The sequence below is a fragment of the Roseateles sp. genome, from assembly GCF_036486225.1.
Classification (GTDB): domain Bacteria; phylum Pseudomonadota; class Gammaproteobacteria; order Burkholderiales; family Burkholderiaceae_C; genus Roseateles.
In genome coordinates, this window is sequence record NZ_DASVNZ010000407.1 from 1 (window position 1) to 21,309 (window position 21,309).

The 21,309-nt window shown below is 70.7% G+C and carries 18 protein-coding genes; 4 read left to right on the plus strand and 14 right to left on the minus strand.

The genetic code is table 11. From position 1 onward, the window contains the following. The first annotated feature begins 308 nt into the window (after positions 1-308). The 3 genes from VF536_RS26385 (at position 309) to VF536_RS26395 (ending at position 4,121) form a co-directional block, all read left to right on the plus strand. A complete protein-coding gene (locus tag VF536_RS26385) occupies positions 309-1,589 on the plus strand; it encodes an acyltransferase family protein (RefSeq protein ID WP_331617918.1) in 1,281 nt (426 codons plus the stop codon). A 216-nt stretch (positions 1,590-1,805) separates the two neighbouring features. After that, entirely contained in the window at positions 1,806-2,870 is a 1,065-nt protein-coding gene (locus tag VF536_RS26390; RefSeq protein ID WP_331617919.1) for a glycosyltransferase family 4 protein, read from the plus strand. 96 nt (positions 2,871-2,966) lie between these two features. Further along, a complete protein-coding gene (locus VF536_RS26395; RefSeq protein ID WP_331617920.1) occupies positions 2,967-4,121 on the plus strand; it encodes a glycosyltransferase in 1,155 nt (384 codons plus the stop codon). Here the strand turns inward: VF536_RS26395 and kdsA are convergent. Next, positions 4,069-4,908 (minus strand): 3-deoxy-8-phosphooctulonate synthase, encoded by an 840-nt coding sequence (kdsA, locus tag VF536_RS26400; RefSeq protein ID WP_331617921.1) that lies wholly within the window; start codon positions 4,906-4,908, stop codon positions 4,069-4,071. The two genes, VF536_RS26395 and kdsA, sit on opposite strands and share 53 nt — an antisense overlap. Positions 4,909-5,088: 180 nt before the next feature. Here kdsA and VF536_RS26405 point away from each other — a divergent pair, with 180 nt between their 5' ends. Continuing rightward, on the plus strand, positions 5,089-6,054 hold the full coding sequence (locus tag VF536_RS26405) for a hypothetical protein (RefSeq protein ID WP_331617922.1): 966 nt from the start codon (positions 5,089-5,091) through the stop codon (positions 6,052-6,054). Here the strand turns inward: VF536_RS26405 and VF536_RS26410 are convergent. From VF536_RS26410 to VF536_RS26470, 13 genes are all read right to left on the minus strand, one after another. Further along, complete coding sequence (locus tag VF536_RS26410) at positions 6,026-7,183, minus strand: acyltransferase (RefSeq protein ID WP_331617923.1); 1,158 nt, start codon at positions 7,181-7,183, stop codon at positions 6,026-6,028. The genes VF536_RS26405 and VF536_RS26410 overlap by 29 nt on opposite strands. Before the next feature lie 93 nt (positions 7,184-7,276). Continuing rightward, entirely contained in the window at positions 7,277-8,074 is a 798-nt protein-coding gene (locus VF536_RS26415; RefSeq protein ID WP_331617924.1) for a glycosyltransferase family 2 protein, read from the minus strand. 147 nt (positions 8,075-8,221) lie between these two features. Next, positions 8,222-9,574: a UDP-glucose/GDP-mannose dehydrogenase family protein gene (locus tag VF536_RS26420; protein ID WP_331617925.1), complete on the minus strand. Its 1,353-nt coding sequence runs from the start codon at positions 9,572-9,574 to the stop codon at positions 8,222-8,224. Between the two features lie 52 nt (positions 9,575-9,626). Beyond that, a complete protein-coding gene (locus tag VF536_RS26425) occupies positions 9,627-10,634 on the minus strand; it encodes an NAD-dependent epimerase (protein WP_331617926.1) in 1,008 nt (335 codons plus the stop codon). 245 nt (positions 10,635-10,879) lie between these two features. Continuing rightward, positions 10,880-11,914, minus strand: a complete 1,035-nt coding sequence (locus VF536_RS26430) for a glycosyltransferase family A protein (RefSeq protein ID WP_331617927.1) — start codon at positions 11,912-11,914, stop codon at positions 10,880-10,882. A 118-nt stretch (positions 11,915-12,032) separates the two neighbouring features. Beyond that, positions 12,033-13,337 (minus strand): glycosyltransferase family 4 protein, encoded by a 1,305-nt coding sequence (locus VF536_RS26435; protein ID WP_331617928.1) that lies wholly within the window; start codon positions 13,335-13,337, stop codon positions 12,033-12,035. A gap of 13 nt (positions 13,338-13,350) precedes the next feature. Then, a complete protein-coding gene (locus VF536_RS26440) occupies positions 13,351-14,379 on the minus strand; it encodes a glycosyltransferase (RefSeq protein WP_331617929.1) in 1,029 nt (342 codons plus the stop codon). Beyond that, on the minus strand, positions 14,379-15,386 hold the full coding sequence (locus VF536_RS26445; protein WP_331617930.1) for a polysaccharide pyruvyl transferase family protein: 1,008 nt from the start codon (positions 15,384-15,386) through the stop codon (positions 14,379-14,381). Before VF536_RS26445 ends, VF536_RS26440 begins: the two co-directional genes overlap by 1 nt. After that, complete coding sequence (locus VF536_RS26450) at positions 15,383-16,882, minus strand: lipopolysaccharide biosynthesis protein (protein ID WP_331617931.1); 1,500 nt, start codon at positions 16,880-16,882, stop codon at positions 15,383-15,385. The genes VF536_RS26445 and VF536_RS26450 overlap by 4 nt, the downstream gene beginning before the upstream one ends. 10 nt (positions 16,883-16,892) lie before the next feature. Next, entirely contained in the window at positions 16,893-17,873 is a 981-nt protein-coding gene (locus VF536_RS26455) for a glycosyltransferase family A protein (protein WP_331617932.1), read from the minus strand. Continuing rightward, the gene (locus VF536_RS26460; RefSeq protein ID WP_331617933.1) at positions 17,870-18,721 is read right to left on the minus strand and encodes a WecB/TagA/CpsF family glycosyltransferase; all 852 of its coding nucleotides are present in this window, start codon (positions 18,719-18,721) and stop codon (positions 17,870-17,872) included. The genes VF536_RS26455 and VF536_RS26460 overlap by 4 nt, the downstream gene beginning before the upstream one ends. 33 nt (positions 18,722-18,754) lie before the next feature. After that, positions 18,755-19,963 (minus strand): glycosyltransferase family 2 protein, encoded by a 1,209-nt coding sequence (locus VF536_RS26465; RefSeq protein WP_331617934.1) that lies wholly within the window; start codon positions 19,961-19,963, stop codon positions 18,755-18,757. Beyond that, the gene (locus tag VF536_RS26470) at positions 19,956-21,305 is read right to left on the minus strand and encodes a glycosyltransferase family 4 protein (protein WP_331617935.1); all 1,350 of its coding nucleotides are present in this window, start codon (positions 21,303-21,305) and stop codon (positions 19,956-19,958) included. Before VF536_RS26470 ends, VF536_RS26465 begins: the two co-directional genes overlap by 8 nt. Between the last annotated feature and the right edge of the window lie 4 nt (positions 21,306-21,309).

Below are 21,309 nucleotides of genomic sequence, written 5' to 3' on the forward strand. Positions count from 1 at the left end.
CGGCACCAACCAGATCGCCGGCACTGATCCGGCGCGGATCCTGGCCTTGGCGCTGCAACGGCTCGATGACATCGACGGCCGCTGGCCCAAGGTGGAAGTACGCCGCCCCCCTCTCTGGGACGGCCAAGCGGCCACGCGCATCGTCGACCGGCTCGCGAGCGATCTCCTTCGCTGACCCGCCACCCCCTCGTTCCGGGGGGCTCTGAAAGAACTGCTTACAGGTGGATGCACTTCGCGGGTGCGCCACTCGTACAGTCATTTCCTCAGGCGCACGGAGAGGCGCCCGGCTGGTGCAGAGGAGGCAAGCCATGCACGTTTCCATCGCCCCGCACGGGGAGGTGGCCGGTTCCGCCGTCGGCGGGCCGCTCACCACTGAAACCATCACGACCCCTGCGACAGCGACGACCGGTCCCACCGGCATGACCGTCGCCATCGACTACGACAGGATCCGCGCCACCCTGATGGTGATGGGCATCGCCCTGCACGCTGCGGACGTCTTCGTCAGCGCGGGCGACTGGCTGGTCGCGGACACCCACCGCGGCGCCGTTTTCGACGCGCTGGTCGCGCTGATCCACAGCTTCCGCGTCCCCGGCTTCTTCCTGCTGTCCGGCCTGCTCTTCGCGGGCAGCCTGACGCGCCACACAGCGCCCGATCTGGCGCAACGCCAACTGGTGCGCCTGGGCGTGCCGCTGCTGACCTGCTGGATCCTGCTCAACACCGCGCAGGCCGCCCTGCTGACCTGGCACCGCGGCGGCGATCCCTGGACCGCGCTGATCTCGCTGTCGACGCCGATCGCCCATCTCTGGTTCCTGCGCGACCTGCTGGTGATGAACCTGCTGGCGCTGGCGTGGGTGGCGTTGCGCCGCCGGCCGGCTGCGGCATCGACGCGCGGAACATCGACTCGGACCTCTTCGATGCAGGCCCCATGGATCCGGGCTGCCGTCCCGATCCATTGGGTGAGCGTGGCGCTGATCGGCGCCCTGCTGAGTCACGCGCTCCTCATCGTCGTCCGGCTGAGCGGCCTGGCCTATGCGCCGGGCCCGGGCGGTGTGACGCTGTTCAACCTGGCGTTCTACGCGCCCATGTTCCTGGCCGGGCTGGCGATGCGGCAAGGTCCCCCTTGGCTCGAGGCCTGGCTGCGCACGCCGCCGTGGCTGCTGCCGGCCGCCGCCTTCATGGCCAACTGGGGCGACGCCGCCAGCAGCACGTTACCGGGTGCGCTGGCACGCGAGGCGGCGCTGGCCGTCGAGCTGCTCGGCATCTGGCTGGCCACCGGCGCGGCCATCGGCTGGCTCGCCCGGTGGCGGGGTCCGTCGCTCGGCGGACCCGGCCGCGCGCTCGCCGAGGCAAGCTACACGATCTTCCTCGTCCATCACCTGATGGTGGTGGTCCTCGCGCTGCTGCTGCTGCCGCTCGATTGGCCGGCGGCGCTGAAGTTCCCGGTCATCGCCGCCGGCGCGCTGGCGCTCAGCCTGGCGTTCCACCGCGGGGTGGTCCGTCCCTTCGCCGTGACGCGACTGCTTTTCAACGGGCGTCTGCCGGAGGCCGTCCACCGATCGCGCGCCGCCGCCGCACGGGGCCGTGCCTGAGCCCTTCCCCCGGAACGACCGCCTCTCGGACAGAGCCCCCCTTCACCTGAGGGGGACCGCACCGGTACGGTGAAGTTGTCGCGGTAATTCGCTTCAAGCTGCCCCAAAATCGCCGCTTCGTCCAAGAATCGCACCGGCCCAGTGCGACGGGCACGCGGAACGCACGATCCAGACCGCGAACACACCAGCCCGGGCGTGACCCGGAGAGCCAGAACGATGACCCTGTACAGCACCATCTGGTGCGACGAGAAGCCCGGCCTGCCGCCGGACATGCACGTGCTGCACCGCGAGCGTATCGGCCGCCGAGGCGTCTTCCGCAAGGTCCGCCAACTGGCGGCCGGCGACGCCATCCTGCTCAACGGCGCCCTGGGCGCGAGCGACCTCTGGTTCGACATGCTGCTGGCGATCTACATCCGCTGGTTCCGCCGCGGCGTGGGCGTGTTGATCGCCGATGCGACCTGGCATGCGCGCGCACTGCCCGGCGACAGTCGCGCCGGATTCCTGTTCCCGGCCTACGCGCTGTTGCACCGCGTGCTGCTGCTGCTGAGCCGCGGCCGGTACACGCATTACGGATTCCTGTCGACGGCCGAGGTCGCGCTGGTCGCGCGCGAGGCCTCGCTGCGGCCGGGCGTGGCCCACTTCACCGCGTTCTGCTCGCAGCTGCCGTTGGAGATCCTGGACGAGCTGCGCACCCTGTGCGCCCAGACCGAGGCGAGCGTCGGCAGCCGTCGCCCGCGCATCTTCTCCGGCGGCAACGCCTTGCGCGACTACCCGTCGCTGCTCGAAGCCGCTGCGGGCCTGGACGCCGACATCGAGATCGCCACCACCAAGGACCTCGGCCCGCTGCCGCCCAACGTGCGGGCGGCGGGACGCAGCCATCACGATTTCTTCCGCGACATGGCGCGCAGCGACATCGTCGTGCTGCCGATGTGGCACACCGAAGGCCGCAGCGTCGGCCAGCAGACCTATCTGAACGCGCTGGCCCTGGGCAAGCCGCTGATCCTCACCGACGTCATCGGCGTACGCGACCACCTGGTCGGCGACCTGCATGCGCTGATCGTGCCGTCGCACGATCCCGCCGCGCTGCGCGAGGCGATCGTGTGGATGCTGGCGCCCGAACACGGCACCGCGCGCGCGACGATGGCGCAACACGGCCTGACGCTCGCGTCGGAGATGACCTTCGCGCACTACGCCGCGCGTCTCTCGGCGCTGCTGCGCGAGATCCAGTCGCAGTTGCCGCTGCAGACCGGTCCGACGCCCTGGGTCACGCCGTCGGCCTGACCCGTCGGGGCTGAGGCCGTCCAGCGGCCGGACGACGCACGCGATGGCCTGGAAGTTGCGAGTTCCCCTTCGACATCTTCGAAGAGGACTGCGGCGATGGCGCTGTACAGCACGATCTGGTGCGATGAGAAACCGGGGCTGCACCCGGACGTGACGGTGTTGCACCGGGAACGGGACGGCCGGCGCGGCGTGTTCCGCGCCGTTCGCGGGCTGAAGGCCGGCGACGCGATCCTGCTCAACGGGGCGCTCGGCGCGCGCGACCTGTGGTTCGACATGCTGCTGGCGATCTACCTGCGCCTGGCCAAGCCCGCTACCGGCGTGTTGATCTCCGACGCCACCTGGCATCCGCGCGCGGTGCCGCTCAACAGCCGCGCCAAGCTCGCCTTCCCGCTCTACGCCTGGTTCCTGCGCACGCTGCTGCGGCTGACGAAGGGACCGCAGACGCACTACGGCTTCCTGTCCAGCGCCGAGGCCGAACTCGTCACCGCCGAGGCCGGTCTGCGCCCGGGCGCGGCGCGCTTCACCGCCTTCTGCTCGCAGCTGCCGCTGGCGATGATGCCGGGGCTGCATGAGCAGATCGCACGGGAAGCAGCCGGGGTCGACGCGCGCGCCCTCGACGCGCCGACGCATTTCTTCGCCGGCGGCAACTCGCTGCGGGACTACGGCACCTTGGCCGCCGCGGCCACGGGGGCGGACGGCCGCTTCACGGTCGCGACGTCCAACGTGGTCACCGGCATGCCGCCGCAGGCGCGGGTGGGCCCGCTGAGCGAGCGCGACTTCTTCCTGGCGATGATGCGCAGCGACGTGGCGATCGTGCCGCTGCTGCCGGTGGAAGGCCGCAGCGTCGGCCAGCAGACCTACCTGAACGCCTTGGCGCTGGGCAAGCCGCTGATCGTGACCGACACGCTGGGCGTGCGCGACCACCTGACGGCCGATGTGCATGCGCTGGTGGTGCCGCCCGGCGATGCGGCCGCGATGCGCGCGGCGATCGACTGGATGCAGGACCCGGCCCATCGCGCGGCGCGCGACGCGATGGCGCGTGCGGGGCAGCAGCTGGCCTCGGAGATGACCTTCGCGCACTACGCCGACCGGCTGTGCCGGTGGCTGCGGGAGATCCAGGCGGGCGCGGTGGCCGTGGGGTCCGCGGGCGCTGCAGGTCCTGCAGGCACGGCAGGCGACCTGTCCGCCGCGGCGACGCTCAGTGGGTATCCAGCGCCGGGAACCCCTTCACCAGATCATCCACCGCCTTGACCTGCTCCAGGAACGGCTTGAGCTGAGACAGCCGCAGCGCGCTGGGGCCGTCGCAGAGTGCCTTCTCCGGATCCGGATGGGCTTCCAGGAACAGGCCGGCCAGGCCGATGGCCATGCCGGCGCGGGCCAGCTCGGTGACCTGCCCGCGGCGGCCGCCGGACGCGGCGGCGCCCGATTCCCGCTGCTGCAGCGCATGCGTCACGTCGAAGATCACCGGCTTGCCGCCGCTGACCTGCTTCATCACGCCGAAGCCCAGCATGTCGACCACCAGGTTGTCGTAGCCGAACTGCGCGCCGCGGTCGCACAGCATCACGTTCGGGTTGCCGCCTTCCTGGAACTTCTCGACGATGTTCTTCATCTGCGGCGGGCTGACGAACTGCGGCTTCTTGATGTTGATGACGCGGCCGGTCTTCGCCAGCGCGATCACCAGGTCGGTCTGGCGGGCCAGGAAGGCCGGCAGCTGCAGGACCTCGCACACCGAGGCGACCTCGGCCGCCTGGTGGGGCTCGTGCACGTCGGTGAGCACGGCCACGCCATGCGCCTTCTTCACCGCCTCGAAGATCTTCAGGCCGGCTTCCAGGCCCGGACCCCGGTAGCTCTTGATCGAAGACCGGTTGGCCTTGTCGAACGAGGCCTTGAAGACGTAGGGGATGCCGAGCTCCTTGGTCACGCGGACGTACTCGCCGCAGACGTCGACGGCGAACTGCTCCGACTCCAGCACGTTGACCCCGCCGAACAGCACGAAGGGCTTGGCGTTGTCGACTTCGATGTGGTTGATCTTGACCATGTGAATCGCTTCCGAAGGAAGCCGGGAGTATCCCATCGCGACCCCGACCGCGCGACGCGGGCGTCGCCCCGGAGGCCCGCGCGGGGCGTCTCCCCGCCCATTTGAGGGGACGTCGCCGCACCGGGCCGGCATCCCCCCTGCCCTGCACCCGGGCGCCAGTGCCTGGCCAGGGAGCTCACGATGGAAGGATCGACGGCAGCGCCGCGAGGCGTCATCGAGATGGACTTCGCCCCGGGCAACCTCGGCAACAAGATGCTGCAGTTCCTCGCGGCCTTGTCGCTGCGCGAGCGCCTGCCGGGATTCGAGCTGTCCAACGTGCGGATCGGCGAATGGCAGATCGACCTTCCCCTGATCGCGCAGAAGACCTGGCATCACCGGCTGCGCTACACGTCCGACCGCTCCGCCGTGCTGGATTTCGACGCCATCGCGGCCCACGTCGCCCGCCGCGGGACGGATCGGGTCGAGCTCAACATCTACTCCTCCCAGGTCCGCAACCTCCCGGCGGTCGAAGCGGCCCGCGCCCACTTCCCCCTGCTGCCGCAGGCCGAGGGCTACGGCGCGGACGTGCTGCTCATCAATGTCCGCGCGGGAGAGGTCCTGCAGGCGGTGCATCCCGAATACACGGTGCTGCCGGTGTCCTTCTATCGCGGCCTCGTGGCGGAGAGCGGGCTGCGGCCCGTGTTCCTCGGGCAGCTCGACGACAGCCGCTACGTACGCAGCTTGCGCGAGGCCTTCCCCGCGGCCGAATTCGTGGCGAGCCGCGGCGCGGTGCACGATTTCTCGGTGATCGCGAAGTCGCGCCACATCGTCCTGGCGGTCAGCACCTTCTCCTGGCTCGCGGGCTGGCTGTCGCGCGCGGACCGCGTCGTCATGCCGCTGTCGGGCTTCATGAACCCGTTCCAGTGCGCCAGCGTCGACCTGATGCCCACGGGCGATCCGAGGTTCACCTACTACCTGTTCCCCGAGAACCGGGCCGTGGTCGACGCGGACATCGAGGTCGCCCACCGGGCGCTCGAGGGCCGCTGGCGCGAGGTCCGCCACGCCGACGTCCACGCGAACCGGCCGCGGCCGGTGCCCATACAGCCGCAGACCTTCGCGGACAAGCTGCGCTGGCGTGTCAGGGATGCGCTGCGGCGGGTGCAGTGAGCTGCCGTCGGCCGGCCACCAGCCGCTTGCCCAGCTGGATGCCGGGCGTCTCGACGAAGCGGTAGATCGCCGCGCAGCACAGCAGCGTGGGCGGCAGGCTCAGCGCGATGCAGGTCAGGAAGCGCAGCACCCCCTTGAGCTCCAGGTACCAGGGCTGCAGCGTCAGCAGGCCGGCGACCGGGATCAACCACAGCAGGTGGATCAGGTAGAGGCAGTATGCGTACTCGCCGGCCTGGCTGGCCAGCGGTGTGGACAGCGCGGCGCGCACGCGCTGGAGAGGACGCGATTGCGCCGGTCCGGCGACCAGCAGGCCGAAGCCGAGCACCAGCAGCGCGAAACAGGCTCCATGGACGCCGCCCTGGCGCCAGGCCTCGAAGAGGACGATGCCCGCGATCAGGGCGGCCGACACGGGCGTGAAGCCGCCGCGGCGCCCGTAAGCCAGCAGCACGCCGATCAGGAACACCTGCAGCTTCAGACCGAGGAAGGCCGGCATCTCGAAACGCGCGCCGTAGCCGCGGAACAGCCACAACGCGGCGAAGGCCAGCGCGACCGCCAAGGCCAGACGGAGCGCGCGACCGCGCACGCCGATCAGCAGCATCAGGAAGGGGAAGACCGCATAGAACTGCATCTCCAGTCCGATCGACCAGTCCGGCAGCGGCGTGCGGAACGCGTAGGCGGGCAAGGCGCCGAACACGAAAGTCGCATGCACGGCGATGTTGGCGAGCGAGGCGTCGGTGTAACGCTCGATCGGCGTCGTCGTGCCGGGGAACGGCCCGGCGATCAAGGTGCGGCAGTCGCCGAGCCACGGCCCGATCAGCAGCGCGACGATCAGGAGCAGGTAGTAGGCCGGCGCGATCCGGAAGAAGCGCCGCAGCCAGAAGGCGCGCCAGGTCGCCGGCGCCGACCAGGGCTCGCGATCGCGGCGGTGCAGGTAGTGGTGGGCCATCAGGAAGCCCGAGATCATCATGAACAGGTCCACCGCCATGTCGCCCCAGGACAGCACCGGCAGGATGCGCATGCCGGTCAGCAGCGCCACATGCGACAGGTAGACCCACAGCGCCGCGAGCGCGCGCAGTCCGTCCAGGGATCCGACGTGGTGATCCGCACTGCCGCCGGTCGTTGTACTCATTGCCGCTCCTCCGCCAAAGCGGACGAGGTCGGCAACACGCGCTCCCGGACCCGTTACCGGACCCTTCCCAGGTAACGGGTCGTCAATCGACCCTCAATGCGTGGTCACGGCATCCAGCAGGCGACGCAGCCTGCCCTTGGCACGGCTGAAGAAGGTCCGGGGCGGCTCGGGCACCTGCACATGACGCGCGCCGGGCAGGCTGCCGTCGGCGTTGCGGTCCAGCACCACCGGACGCCGGTCGGCGAACCAGCCCATCACCTCGTCGCGCGACACGTTCATGCCCTTGGCGTTCTTGAAGCCGCTGCCGCTCTTGCCGCCGAAGTGATGCAGGTACTGCTCGTGCTCGGCGAAGCCGCGCACCGGGAAGCCCGCGCTCAGCACCATCGCCTGCATCTTGGTCACGGCCCACCACCACTGGTGGCCCTCGTCCAGCTTGAAACGGCGGTAGAGGTCGGCGTCGATCAGCAGGCAGTAGCCGTCGACGCGGTCGGGATCCGCCGCCACGCCGTAGGCCGTGATGCCGCGCTGGTGCTCGTCGAGCAGATGCCGCAGCCAATCGGGGTCGCGGGCCTCGATGTCGCTGTTCAGGAGCAGGTAGTGCGTGGCCGCGGGATCGGCCATCTCGGACGCGAGGTTGTTGCCCTCGGCGAACAAAGAGTTGCGATCGAGCAGCCGCAGCCGGTCGATCAGCCCCTCGTCATGCAGGCGCTGCACCAGCGCCTTGGTCTCGGGCTGGGAGTCGTTGTCGAGCACGACCAGCTCGTAGCGCACTCCCCGGGTGCGTTCGCGCACGCTGCGCACCGATATCTCGACGTATTCCGGTGCGTTGTAGGTCAGCATCAGGATGCTGACGAATTCCCCGTTCGACTCCAGGCTCGCTGTACGGCTCATCTCGCGGACTCCCAGGCATGGTGGATGCGCCTGGGCGACGCTCAGGCGTGCCGGGAAGTCAGCAATCTGCGCGCCAGGGACACGCCCTGGTCGTCTTCAAACGTGGGGGTCGGCGACCCTGCAGCATTTGCCGCAGGGATGCGTGGTTCAAACGGGCGGGGTGTCCGTCGGCGCCGTGGTGCCGCGGCCGATCGCGTGGTGCTCGATGCCCAGCGTCTTCATCAGCGCGGGCTCGTACAGGTTGCGGCCGTCGAAGATCACCGGCTGCTTCAACTCCGACTTGATGCGGTCGAAGTCCGGCGTGCGGAACTCCTTCCACTCGGTGATGATGATCAGCGCGTCGGAGTCCTGCAGCGCGTGGTCCGCGCGCTCGCAGAAGCTCACGCCCGGCACCTGGCTCAGCAGCTTGGCCGCCTCGCTCATCGCCACCGGGTCGTAGGCCGCCACGGCCGCGCCGCGGCGCGTCAGTTCCTCGATCACCACCAGCGCCGGCGCCTCGCGCATGTCGTCGGTGTTGGGCTTGAAGGCCAGGCCCCACAGCGCGAAGCGGCGGCCGCTGAGGTCCTCGCCGAAGCGGCGCACCACCTTGTCGACCAGCACGCGCTTCTGGTGCTCGTTGGCCTCCTCGACGGCGTTCAGCACCTTCAGGTCCTGGCCGTACTCGCGCCCGGTGCGCACCAGCGCCTTCACGTCCTTGGGGAAACACGAGCCGCCGTACCCGGCGCCCGCGTACAGGAACTGGTAGCCGATGCGCGGATCGGACCCGATGCCGCGGCGCACCAGCTCGATGTCGGCGCCGACCTTCTCGGCCAGCAGCGCCAGCTCGTTCATGAAGCTGATGCGCGTGGCCAGCATCGCGTTGGCGGCGTACTTGGTGAACTCGGCGCTGCGCACGTCCATCACGAACAGGCGGTCATGGCTGCGCGTGAAGGGCGCGTAGAGCGCGCGCATCATCAGCGTGGCCTGCTCGTCGTCGGAGCCGACGACGATGCGGTCGGGCTTCATGAAGTCCTCGATCGCCGCGCCTTCCTTCAGGAACTCGGGGTTGGAGACGACCGAGAAGTTCACGTCGGCGCCGCGCGCCTGCAGGGCCGCGCGGATCTCGGCGCGGACATTGTCGGCGGTGCCCACCGGCACGGTGCTCTTGTCGACGATGACCTTGTAGTCGGTCATGCGCTCGCCGATGGAGCGCGCCGCGGCCAGCACGTACTGCAGGTCGGCCGAGCCGTCCTCGCCGGGCGGCGTGCCGACCGCGATGAACAGCACGGTGCCGTGGTTGACCGCCACGTCCACGTCGGTGGTGAACTGCAGCCGGCCGGCGGCCGCATTGCGCGCAACGATGGCGTCCAGGCCCGGTTCGTGGATGGGGATGCCGCCGTCGTTCAGGACCTTGATCTTCTCGGCGTTCACGTCCAGGCAGACCACGTGATTGCCCATCTCGGCCAGGCACGCGCCTGTCACCAGGCCCACGTAGCCAGTGCCGATCGTCGTCACTTTCATCTTGCGTCTCTCTTGAAGGTGTCCAGCTCAGCGCCGACCGCCGGAATGGCGGTCAGGCCTTGTAGTAGTCGCGGTACCAGGCGACGAAGCGGCGGATGCCCTCCGGCACCGGCATCGCCGGACGGAAGCCCGTCCAGGCGGCGAGTTCCTCGACGTCCGCGTGCGTGGCCGGCACGTCACCGTCCTGCAGCGGGAGGAACTCCTTGACCGCCTCGCGGCCCACTGCCTGCTCGATCGCGCCGATGAAGTCCATCAGCGGGATCGGCGCGTGGTTGCCGATGTTGAAGACGCGGTACGGCGCATTGGAACGCGCCGGATCGGCCGCCACCGGGTCATACGCCGGATCGGCCGTGGCGGTGCGGTCCAGCACGCGCACCACGCCTTCGGCGATGTCGTCGATGTAGGTGAAGTCGCGGATCATCTTCCCGTGGTTGAAGACCTTGATCGGCTCGCCCGCGAGGATCGCCTTCGTGAACAGGAACAGCGCCATGTCCGGCCGGCCCCAGGGCCCGTACACGGTGAAGAAGCGCAGCCCCGTCGTCGGCAGGTTGAACAGGTGGCTGTAGGTGTGCGCCATCAGCTCGTTGGCCTTCTTGGTCGCGGCATACAGGCTGACCGGGTGGTCCACGCCGTGGTGCTCGCTGAAAGGCATGTGCGTGTTGCCGCCGTAGACGCTGGAGCTGGACGCGTAGGCCAGGTGCTTCACTTCCGAATGGCGGCAGCCCTCCAGGATGTTGGTGAAGCCGACGATGTTGGACTCGATGTACGCATGCGGGTTGACCAGCGAGTAGCGCACCCCGGCCTGCGCGGCCAGGTGGACGACGCGGTCGAACTTCTGCTTGGCGAACAGCTCGGCGATGCCGGCCCGGTCGGCGACGTCCATCTGCACGAACTCGAAGCCGGGCTGGCCGCTCAGGCGCGCCAGCCGGGCGTGCTTGAGGGTCGGATCGTAGTAGTCGTTGAGGTTGTCCAGGCCGACCACCTGATCGCCGCGCGCCAGCAGGATCTGGCTGACATGCATGCCGATGAAGCCGGCGGCTCCGGTCACGAGAACTTTCAAGCGCACTCCTGCAGTCTGGGTGGAACCGGCGCGCCACGCGGCGCCCGGTTGCCATGAGTTCCGGGGTGGAACGGCGCCGATTCTCCACCAGCCCGGCCCTTGCACCGTGCCGTCGCCCCCGCTCGTTCAGGGGCCTGCCAGCGCGCGGCACAGGGCGCTGTATACCGCGTACGGATGACAGGGGCTTGGCAGCGGGCCGGCAGCGGGTCGGTAGCGGGTTCGCAGCCGCGTGCCGACCGCCCCCGTCAGCCGAGGGAAAGCAGCTTGCGCTTGAGTCGCGCCAGCCCGTCGTAGCAGGGACGCGGCAGGCGGCTCAAGACCTGCAGCCGGCGCTTCTCGCCGCGGTGGACGGTGGTGCGGATCTCCGACAGCAGGCGCCGGCCGGCTTGCGCATCGCCCCAGCGGATCTGGTGCCGCGCATGCAGCAGGCGGAAGAAGTTCATGAACTCCTCGGCCTCGCGGCGTTCCTCGACGCGCTCCGGATGGGCGGCCAGCCAGCCCTCGATCGTGTCGAAGAAGGCGTAGCGCGCGGGCGGCGCATGGGTGTTCAGCGCGCGGTTGGACGCGTCGGCGAAATACTGCGCGCCCGGCCGCGGATCGAAGTACACGCCGCCCCGGAACAGCAGCCGCAGCCAGGTGTCGATGTCCTCGCCCAGGCGCACGCCGACGGGGAAACCGCCCGCCGCCAGCAGCGCCTCGCGGCGCACCACCACCGACGACGACGACAGCGGCGGCGCATGCCGCCCGATGCGGAAGTAGGCCAGCGGATCCAGCAGCTGCGCGGGCGCGTCCGCCGGGTCCACGCCGAGTGCGCGGGCGCCGCCCGGGGAGACGATCTCGTAGTTCAGCGCGACGCCGGCGGCCTCGGGATGGCGGGCCGCCAGCGCCAGCACGTCGCCGAGGAAACTCGGGGTCCAGGCGTCGTCGGCGTCCAGGAACGCCACCCACGGCGCGCGGCTCAGCGCGACGCCGCGGTTGCGCGCAGCCGACACCCCGGCGTTGGCCTGGCGCTCCATCCGCAGTCGCGGATCGTCGTAGGCCGCCACGACGGCCGCGCAACCGTCGCTGGAGCCGTCGTCGACGACCACCAGCTCGAAGTCGGACCAGGCCTGCGCCAGCACGGAATCGATGGCCCGGCCGATGTCGCGCTCCTTGTTGAAGAGCGGGATCACGACGCTGACGGCCGGCACCCGCGCGGCGGCGGCTGCGACGGTGGCCGCGGCCGTCGGCGCGGCCCGCTCGTCTCCTGCGAACGCCGGGTCGGGTGTCACTGCGTTCACGGAGGGGTCCTTGATGGCGTCTTCACGCGATCGTAGAACGGCTCGCACCACCGTGGAGCAGGGGGTGTCCCTCAGGCGGGGGGCGGCGGCCCCATCCGGGGCGAGGCGCGGATCACCTTCAGGCGGGAGGCTCCTGAACCGGCTTGAGGCGGTCCGCCACGTGCTGGGGCATCTGTTCGGAGGCCGTTCGTGGGGTCTCCAGCGTCCGAGCCACCTCGTCGGCGAAATGCGCGAACGAGAACCGGTCGGCCGCGCCGCTCGCCGCGACCTGGCCGGCCTCGACGCAGTCGGCCGGCGCGGCCAGCAGCGCGATGCAGCGGGCGGCGAAGGCCTCGACGTCGGCGCCCTCGTGCAGGCCGCCCAGGCCCTCGAAGCCCTTGAGCGCGTGCGGCGTGCCCACGCAGCAGCGGCCGTAGACCAGCGCCTCGATCACCTTGATGTTGGTGCCGCCGCCCTGGAACACCGGCGCCACCGCGAACAGCGCGGACGCGTAGTACGGCGGCAGCTCCGGCACGCGACCGTGCAGCACGACGCCGGGCACCTGGCGCCAGCGCGCAGCGGCGTCCTCGTCCTTGAGCTTGCCCACGAGGTTCAGGCGCGCCTGCGGGAAGCGTTCGACCACGCGCGGCCAGACCTGCGTGACGAACCAGTCGAAACCCAGCAGGTTGGGCCGGTAGTCGAAGGCGGCGACGCCGATGACGTTCAGCGTCCCGCTGCCGTGGGGGGCATCGTTGCCCTCATACGGCAGCGGCGCGGCCGGGCGCGGGTAGTTCGCGAACGGGATGTTGGGCAGCACGCCGAGGTCGGCACGGTCGAGCCGGCCGGCGTCGCGCGCCTTGGCGACCCAGCCGCCGGCCAGCCGACGTGCCAGCTGGCGCTGCCGCGTCGCGTAGCTGTCGGCGATGTGCCGGTAGTAGGCCTTCAGCCCCCGGCCGCCGGCCTCGTCGGCGCGGCTCTGCCAGACCTCGGACTCGAGGTCGTCGAAGTCCAGCCAGGTCGGCAGTTCGTCGATCACGCCGCTCTGCACGACCGTCCACAGGTAGCGCCCGACGGCCAGGTCGTAGCCGCCGGCACGCACCAGCGCACGCAGCTCCCGGGCCAGCGGGCCGCTGCGGTACAGCGTGTCGCGGCTGCCCAGCAGCCAGCGCGTCAGGCGCAGCACGTTGACGCCGATGCGGCCGTAGCCGAAGTGCAGCCGGCGCAGCGTCAGCAGGCCCGGATCCGGCCGCAGCACGGCCTTCAGTCCGAAGTCGTCGCGCAGCACGCGCTGCGTGTCGCCGGCGATCTCGTTGGCGGTGATCAGCACCAGGTCGACCTCGCCCAGCCGCTTCAGCGCCTGGTACAGCAGGAAGCTGCGCTGCGCGCCGCCGGAGTCGGCCGGCCACGGCGGCACCGGCGCCACGAACAGGATCTTGCGGGTCATGACGCGGCGGTCCTCATTCGAAGCGGGTCTTCAGTCCGAGGAAGGTCTTCTCGGCCGCGCCGCCATAGGAGCCCATGCCCAGGTAGTAGCCGAGGTCGGCCAGGTCGGAGATCCAGCGCAGGTCGCCGCGCCGGCGCGCCGTGCGGTAGGCCAGGAAGCGCCGCAGCCCGCGCCGGTAGCAGCGCCAGCGCGACAGGCCGAGGTCGGACGGCACGTCGCCGTCGACGATCAGGTAGTTGTCGGTCGGGCGGCGCGCCTTCAGGTGGGCCGTCGTCGCGCCGGCGAGGAAGTAGTACTCGTAGATGTAGGCGGCCGTCTGGCGGCCCGGCGGGATCAGGTGGTGCACCCGCGATCCCGGCACCCACCAGCCGGTCGCGCCGGCCTTCATCATCCGGTAGAGCGCGTCGACCTCCTCGCCCAGGCGCTTGTGCGTCGGCGAGACGCCCAGCTCCGGGTCGTACAACGCCTGGCGCTGCTCGGCGGTCCGGACCGCGAAGTTGGCGCCGTAGGGCACGCGGTTGCCGGTGAAGCTCAGCGCCAGTTCCTCGTCGCCGAGGTCGCGGTAGGCCATCGGGCTGGCGATCGGGTACTTCAGATGCTCGTCGATGAACCACTGCGGCGCGCCGCCGCCTTCGAGCCGCGGCAGCACGCGACCGCCGAAGACGGACGCCTCCGGGTGGCGGCGGAAGGCCTCGACATAGGCCGCCAGCCAGCGCCGGTCCATGCGCACGTCGTCGTCGGTCCAGCAGAGGTAGGCGCCGCGCGCCGAGCGCACGCCCTGGTTGCGCGCGTTGGACAGGCCCGGCGTGTCCTCGCGAGCATAGCGCACCGGCAGCCGGTCGGCGAAGCTGCGGATCACCGCCTCGGTGTCGTCGCTGCTGCCGTTGTCGACGACCAGCAGCTCCCAGCGCAGGCCATCGGGGACCTCGAGCTGCGTGGCCGAATCGAGCACCTCCGCGAGCTGCCGCGCGCGGTTGCGGGTGCAGATGACGACGCTGACGTCGAGATCCGTGGGCGTCATGCCGGAGGGCGTCATGACCATCACACCCCCCAGTCCTTGAGGTGGGCCAGCACGTCGTCGGAGGTCTTGGCGCGGCGCACCTTCGGATAGACGCCGGTCCAGGCGGCCATGTAGCCGGCGATCTTGCCGTAGCTGTTGTCCAGCACCACGTGCGGGATGTCCATCATCGTCGACAGGATGTGCGCATGCAGCCGGTCCGTCACGACGACGCGGCCCGAGGCCAGCATCTTGAGCCCGCGCCGCACGCGGCCCTGCGCCAGGCGGTTGTAGAGGTCCAGCGTGCCTTGCGGCGACGCCAGCCCGCCCTTGCCGGCCATCGCGATGCGGCTGCGCCAGGTGCACAGGCGGTGGAAGCGCTGCGGCTCGGTGACCCAGTCCGCGGCGACCGCGTCGGGGCGGCGCAGCAGCGGCTCGCGGTCGTAGGCGGCGCGCTCGGTGTCCTCGCGCAGCAGCATGAAGACCGCCGAGCTCGGCGACACCGGTTTCTCGATCGGACCGATGCCGAAGGCCATGTCGGGCAGCAGCTCGCTCGGGCAGACGAAGTGCTCGCGGGCGAAGTTCAGGCTCGGCTGGTCGCGCACCAGCAGCGTGAAGCGGCCGTGTTTCGCGATCGCCTGCGCGGTGGCGGCGACCGCCTCCGGCGCGCTGAAGCTGATGGACTGCGGCAGCTGGACGATGTCGCGGTCCGGGAAGTCGGTCATCAGCCGGATGCGGAAGTCCTGGTGCTTCGGATAGATGTCGCCGAAGTTGCCGCCGCCGTGGATGAAGATCGGGCCGGTCGGCGCGGCGCGGCGCAGCGCCTCCTTCGAGTAGCTCTCGACGGTGCTGACGTAGCTCGGCCCGCCGCCGAGCAGGCGCTTGAACAGCGCGATCTCGCCCAGCCAGATGGCGCTGTCGCCGACGTTGTAATGGTCGGGGAAGTCCACCAGCGCGAAGTCCTGGCCCGTCCTGACGAAGCGCGACAGCGCCTGTGCCGAGCGCGCGGCCTGGTCCTCGATCAAACGCCTGTAGTCGGTCGTTTCCGTCACGTCGCTTCCCTTCCGATCGGAATCAGTTTGCCCAGCTTGCCGGCAGCCTTGCCGGCGAGTTCGATGAAATCCTGCTCCGCGCCGGCGGGCTTGCCCGCCAGGACCCAGAGCGCGAAATGCAGGGCGAGGTAGGTCGCCCCGCCCGCCAGTCCCAGTCCGGCCAGCCAGCCGGCGCGCTCGAGGGCGCCGCCGTAGACCGGCCAGTGATGCACGGTCGCGGTCAGCGCGCTCCACATCACGGCCACGCTCAGCAGCGAGCGCCAGCTGTTGAACAGCTGCTGCCGGATCGTCAGGCCGATCAGGCGCCGCACCAGCGTCGCGTTGATGAACACGCCCAGCGTGCCCGACACCATGCGGCCGAAGACGATGCCGACCATGCCGGCCCACCACATGCCCACCAGGATGATGGGCACGCGCAGGCAGAAGCCGAACACGTCGCGCCCGAACATCATGCGCGTCTTGCCCTTGGCCATCGCCAGCGGATGCACGGCCGAGCTGATGGTCTGCACCGCGAAGACGCAGGACAGCACCTGCACGATGAGCACCGCCTCCAGCCACTTGGGGCCGAGCACCAGCTCGACCAGCGGCCGCGCCAGCGCGCCGACGCCGAAGCCCACCGGCAGCGCGATCATCGTGATCAGCGCCTGCGCCCGCGCATAGGTGCGCCGCAGCCGCTCGGGGTCGTCGGTGACCTGGCGCAGGCCGGGGAACAGCGCCTGCTCCAGCGGGCCGATGGTCTCGCGCGTCGGCAGCCCGGCGAGGTTGTCGCCGACGGTGTAGATGCCCAGCGCCTTCGGGCTGATGAAGGTGCCGATCAGCAGGTGGTCCAGCTTCCAGTTGATCGTGTTGAGGATGTAGCTCAGCGTGACCCAGGCGGAAAAGGACCACAGCTCGCGCACCTTGGACAGCGAGGGGCGCGGCCGGAACGGCACGACGCAGTAGGACACGATCAGCCCCGCGATCTGCGTGGCCAGCGTGCCGGCCACCAGCGCCCAGTAGCTGCGGAAGGCCAGCGCCATGCCGACGCCGACCAGGAAACCGGCCAGCTTCTGCGTGACCAGCACGGCGAATTCCTGCCAGAACTCCAGCCGCCGCGTGAGCACCACCTGCTTGGGGTTGTTCAGCCCGGCCAGCGCCATCGAGCCCGACAGCAGCAGCAGCACCGGCAGCAGGCGCGGGTCCTTGTAGAAGTCGGCGACGAAGGGCGACGCGATGCCCAGCACGGACGCCAGCAGCAGCGCGCGCAGCGCGTTCATCGTCCAGGCGCTGTTGAAGTGGTCGTCGGTGGGCGCCTGGTGGTGGATCAGCGCGGCCGACAGCGACATCTCCGTCACCGACTGCAGCAACGCGATCAGCGTCATCGCGATGGCGACCAGGCCGAAGTCTTCGGGCGTGAGCAGCCGGGCCAGCACCAGCGTGCTGACCAGCCCCAGGACATTGACGACGACCTTGGCTCCGCTGAGCCACAGCACGCCGCGGGCGAGCTTTTCCTTCATGCGCGCCCCATCAGCGGAACAGGGCCTGCCGCAGCCGCGAGAGTCCCGTGTAGCAGGCGCGGGGCACACGGCTCAGCACGCGCAGCCGCAGCTGCTCGCGACGGAAGGTCCGGGTCCGGATGTCTGCCAGCAACCGCCGCCCCGCCTCCGCATCGCCCCAGCGGAGCTGGTGATGCACATGCAGCAGGCGGAAGAAGTTCTTGAATTCTTCGGCCTCGCGTCGCGCCTCGACCTGGTCGGGGTGCGCGGCCAGCCAGCGGTCGATCGTGTCGAAAAAGACGTACCGCGCCGGCGGCGCGTGCGTGTTCAGCGCGCGGTTCGTGGCGTCGTTGAAGTACATGCCGCCGGGCCGCGCGTCGAAGACCACCGGGCCCTGGAACAGCAGCCGGATCCAGGTGTCGATGTCCTCGCCCAGGCGCACGCCTTCCGGGAAACCGCCGGCCGCGGCCAGCGCCTCGCGCCGCACCGCGACCGCCGACGAGAACACCGGCGAGCCGTGCTTGCCGATGCGGAAGTAGGCCAGCGGATCCAGCAGCTGCGACGGCGCGCGCGCCGGGTCCACGCCGAGCGATCGCGTGCCGTTGGGCGCGACCACCTCGTAGTTCATCGCGACGGCGACCGATGCCGGATGACTGGCCTGCAGCGCCATGACGTTGTCGAGGAAGTCCGGCTCCCAGGCGTCGTCGGCGTCGAGGAAGGCGATCAGCGGCGCCGAGGTCAGCGCCACGCCGCGGTTGCGCGCCACCGACACGCCGCCGTTGGGCTGGCGGTGCAGCCGCACGCGCGGGTCGGCGCAGCCTTCGACGAGGGCCGCGCCGCCGTCGCGCGAGCCGGCGTCGACGACGACCAGCTCGAAGTCCCGCCACGTCTGCGCCAGCACCGACTCGACGGCTCGCGCGATGTGGTCTTCCTTGTTGTAGAGCGGGATGACGACGCTGACCGCGGGCGCGCCCGGCGTGCCGGTCACGGCGCCGTTCAAGGTGCCGTTCATGGTGCCGCTCCCCGGCCTTGCGGCACGCGTCCGCGGGCCAGGCGCGCGCGCCACAGCAGGCCGACGGCGAACGGGATGCCGTCCACCAGGTAGCGCCGCGCCAGCCGGCCCGGCTCCTGCACCAGCCGGTGCACCCACTCCAGTCCGGAGCGCTGCATCCAGCCCGGCGCCCGCTTCACGTCGCCGGCGACGAAGCTGAAGCTCACGCCCACGCCCAGGTACCAGGCGCGCGGCGCCAGCGGCCGCAGGCGCGCGATCAGCTTCTCCTGTTTGGGCGAGCCCAGGCCGATGAACACGATGTGCGGCTGCCAGTCGACCAGCAGCTGCTCCAGCCGGGCCATCTCGGCGGGCTGCTGCTCGAAGCCGAAGGGCGGGCACAGACAACGCACACGCTCCGCGCCGCCGTCGGGCAGCAGCTTGGCGGCGGCGGCCTCGGCGGCGCCTTCGTTGCCGCCGATCAGCGCGATGCGCAGGCCGGCGGCATGGGCCTCGCCCACCAGCCGGACGAACAGGTCGGAGCCGGTCAGCCGCGCCGGCAGCGGCGTGCCCTGCAGCTGGCTGGCCCAGACGATGGGACGGCCGTCGGCGGTGAAGATCGTCGCGGACTCGACCACCGCGCGGAAGGCCGCGTCGACGCGCCAGCGACGCAGGATGTCGATGTTGGGCGTGACCACCCAGCCGCCGCGTCCCGCGCCCGCCTCAGCGACGATGTGCGCCGACACCTGCGGCACGGTGCTGGCGACGAAGTCCAGCCCGTCGACGCGCACGGTGGGCAGCACGGCGGCGCCCCCGGGACGCGCGCCGTCGCCGGCGGTGGCGCCGGGGGCGAAGGATGCGGTGTCAGACATCGGCACGGTCATCGGTAGGGTCTCGGGTCTTTCTCAGGAGTCGCGCTTGGTGCGCACCCAGTCGGTCTGGCGCTTGAACACGAAGCGCAGGTAGAGCGGGATCTTGGCCAGCAGGAGGAAGGGCGCGCGGGCCAGCTCGCCCAGGCTCAGCACATCGGCGGCCCAGCGCTGCTGCGCCACGACGATCGCCAGGCCCAGCATGGCCAGGGTCAGCAGCGCCAGGACGAACGGTGCCACCCAACCGGCGAAGACGGCCACGACCAAGGTCACGAACGTCCATCCGACCAGCGACATCGCCAGCAGCGCCAGCGGCGGCACCAGCATGTCCATCACCTGCAGCAGCTGCGCGCCGCGGCCCGTCCGCAGCGAGCGCCAGAGCAGGCCCGGGCCCTCGCCGACCAGCATCGCGAGGTGGCCGTGCTCCCAGCGCGTGCGTTGGCTGGCCTCGCCTTCCTTGCTCTTGGCGAAGACACTGGTCACCCGCGCGTCCTCGCACAGCAGCGGCGGCGCGCCCAGCTGGGCCAGGCGCACGCCCAGCTGCATGTCCTCGGCCAGGTGGCCGCTGGCCAGCGGCGCCTGCACGGCCACGTCCCACGGGAAGGCCATGCCGGTGCCGTAGAGGCCGCAAGGCAGTCCGAGCTGATGCATGCCACGCGGCCGCACCCGGTTCTTGACGCGCATCGCGAACTGCGCGACCCGCGCCTTCAGCCCGTCGTTGGCCGCATCCATCAGGTAGGTCGCCTGCACCGGCCGGCCGGTGCCGTGCGCGACCGAGGCGATGCGCGGCAGCAGCGTGGGGTCCAGCACGCAGTCGGCATCGAGGATGACGACGACGTCGGGCGCATGGCCCTCCTTCAGCGCCAGCGCCTCGAGCGCCCGCACGCCGAAGTCCAGCGCGTAGCCCTTGCCGCGTTCGGTCTCGTGGAAACGCTCGACGACGGTGACGTCGAACTCGCGCGCCTGCGCCGCGGTGTCGTCGCTGCAGTTGTCGGCGACCACCAGCAGCCGGTCCTGCGGCCCGAGCTGCGCCAGCGCCTGCATCAGCGTCGCCCGCAGGCCGCGGCCCTCGTTGTGCGCCGGCATGATCACGGCGATGCGGCGCGGACGCGGCATGTCGGGGATGGTCCGGTCCGGCAGCAGCGCGAGCAGCACCTGTGCCAGCACCAGCGCCACCGGCGTGAGCAGCAGCAGCCCGATCGCGATCATCAGCAGCCACAACACGACGAAGACGACCTCAAGCATGGGCGCTCCCCTTCGCGCCGGACGCGGCGCGCTGGCTCGAATAGGTCTTGGCCGGCGAGGCGTACTCCTCGAACAGCGCCACGAGCTTGGCGGCCTCGCGGTCGACGTCGTGGCGTTCCAGCGCCGACGCCCGCGCCCGTTGACCGACGCGCGCCAGCTCGGCGTCGTCCAGCCGCAGGCAGGCGAGCATCGCGCGCGCCAGCGCGTCCGGATCGCCGGCGGGCAGCAGCCAGCCGTTCTCGCCGTCGCGGATCAACTCGGGGATGCCGGCGATGCAGGTGCTGACGCAGGGGCGTCCCAGCGCCATCGCCTCCATGATCACGACCGGCAGACCCTCGGCGAAGCTCGCCAGCACCAGCGCCCGCGCCGCGAGCAGCTCGCTGCGCACGGTGTCGCTGGAGATCCAGCCGGTGATGCGGACGTTGCGCTGCAAGCCGAGCTGCGCGATGCGCTGCTCGATCGTGGCGCGCAGCTCGCCGTCGCCAGCCAGCACCAGCTCGAAGTCCGGCACCTGGCGCGCGACCTGGGCCGCGGCCTCGATCAGCAGCAGGTGGCCCTTCTGCTCGGTCATGCGGCCGATGCAGATCAGGCGCTTGCCTTGCGGCGGCGGCGCGTCGACCGCGTGGAATTCCGGGTCCAGCCCGCAATGCACGATGCGCAGCTTGGGCCACTCGGTGTACGCGACCCAGCGCGACAGCTGGCTGCGGCAGAAGGAGGTGATCGCGGCGACGAAACGCGCGCCGCGGATCTTCGCGCCCAGGTGCAGGAAGTCCGGCCGGTCGAATTCCTCCGGGCCGTGGATAGTCATGCTGTAGCCGGGGCCGCCGAGCGCCTCGATCAGCATGCCGACCTCGGCCGGGTTGGTGCCGAAATGGATGTGCAGATGTTCGATCTGGGCGGCGCGCAGCACCGGCATCGCCGCGCAGGCTTCCATCAGGTAGACCAGGTGGAAGGGCCAGGGGCGGTCGGCGCGGCGGCTCATCTTCAGCGCCAGCTTGAGCGCCGAGAAGAAGCGGCCCGGCGCCTTCAGCGCCTGGGCGATCGTCGCCTTCAGCAGTCCGGCGCTGCCGTCCTTCAGCAGGTAGTGCGTGCGCGCCTTCTCGGCCTGGTCGATCGGATCGGGCGCGTCGTCGTCCCAGCCTCGGATGGCCAGGCGCAGCACGTCCAAGCCCTGCTGTTCCACCGCCAGGATCTCGCGCCGGATGAAGGTGTGGCTGACCTTGGGGTAGTGGTTGACGAGGTAGGCCAGGCGCGGGTGACGCGGCGCGGCGTCGGACGGAGGCAATGGCGTCGGCAAGGAGGTGGGCTCGGTCGTCGAGGGCGTGGAGGTCGTCGCGGTCATCGCG

Excerpts from the sequence above, each read along its gene's own strand:
- VF536_RS26420 (WP_331617925.1), bottom strand. The coding sequence starts at position 9,574 with ATGAAAGTGACGACGATCGGCACTGGCTACGTGGGCCTGGTGACAGGC.
- VF536_RS26405 (WP_331617922.1), top strand. The coding sequence starts at position 5,089 with ATGGAAGGATCGACGGCAGCGCCGCGAGGCGTCATCGAGATGGACTTC.
- VF536_RS26465 (WP_331617934.1), bottom strand. The coding sequence starts at position 19,963 with ATGCTTGAGGTCGTCTTCGTCGTGTTGTGGCTGCTGATGATCGCGATC.
- VF536_RS26460 (WP_331617933.1), bottom strand. The coding sequence starts at position 18,721 with ATGTCTGACACCGCATCCTTCGCCCCCGGCGCCACCGCCGGCGACGGC.
- VF536_RS26415 (WP_331617924.1), bottom strand. The coding sequence starts at position 8,074 with ATGAGCCGTACAGCGAGCCTGGAGTCGAACGGGGAATTCGTCAGCATC.
- kdsA (WP_331617921.1), bottom strand. The coding sequence starts at position 4,908 with ATGGTCAAGATCAACCACATCGAAGTCGACAACGCCAAGCCCTTCGTG.
- VF536_RS26440 (WP_331617929.1), bottom strand. The coding sequence starts at position 14,379 with ATGGTCATGACGCCCTCCGGCATGACGCCCACGGATCTCGACGTCAGC.
- VF536_RS26395 (WP_331617920.1), top strand. The coding sequence starts at position 2,967 with ATGGCGCTGTACAGCACGATCTGGTGCGATGAGAAACCGGGGCTGCAC.
- VF536_RS26470 (WP_331617935.1), bottom strand. The coding sequence starts at position 21,305 with ATGACCGCGACGACCTCCACGCCCTCGACGACCGAGCCCACCTCCTTG.
- VF536_RS26390 (WP_331617919.1), top strand. The coding sequence starts at position 1,806 with ATGACCCTGTACAGCACCATCTGGTGCGACGAGAAGCCCGGCCTGCCG.
- VF536_RS26435 (WP_331617928.1), bottom strand. The coding sequence starts at position 13,337 with ATGACCCGCAAGATCCTGTTCGTGGCGCCGGTGCCGCCGTGGCCGGCC.
- VF536_RS26385 (WP_331617918.1), top strand. The coding sequence starts at position 309 with ATGCACGTTTCCATCGCCCCGCACGGGGAGGTGGCCGGTTCCGCCGTC.
- VF536_RS26455 (WP_331617932.1), bottom strand. The coding sequence starts at position 17,873 with ATGAACGGCACCTTGAACGGCGCCGTGACCGGCACGCCGGGCGCGCCC.
- VF536_RS26410 (WP_331617923.1), bottom strand. The coding sequence starts at position 7,183 with ATGAGTACAACGACCGGCGGCAGTGCGGATCACCACGTCGGATCCCTG.
- VF536_RS26450 (WP_331617931.1), bottom strand. The coding sequence starts at position 16,882 with ATGAAGGAAAAGCTCGCCCGCGGCGTGCTGTGGCTCAGCGGAGCCAAG.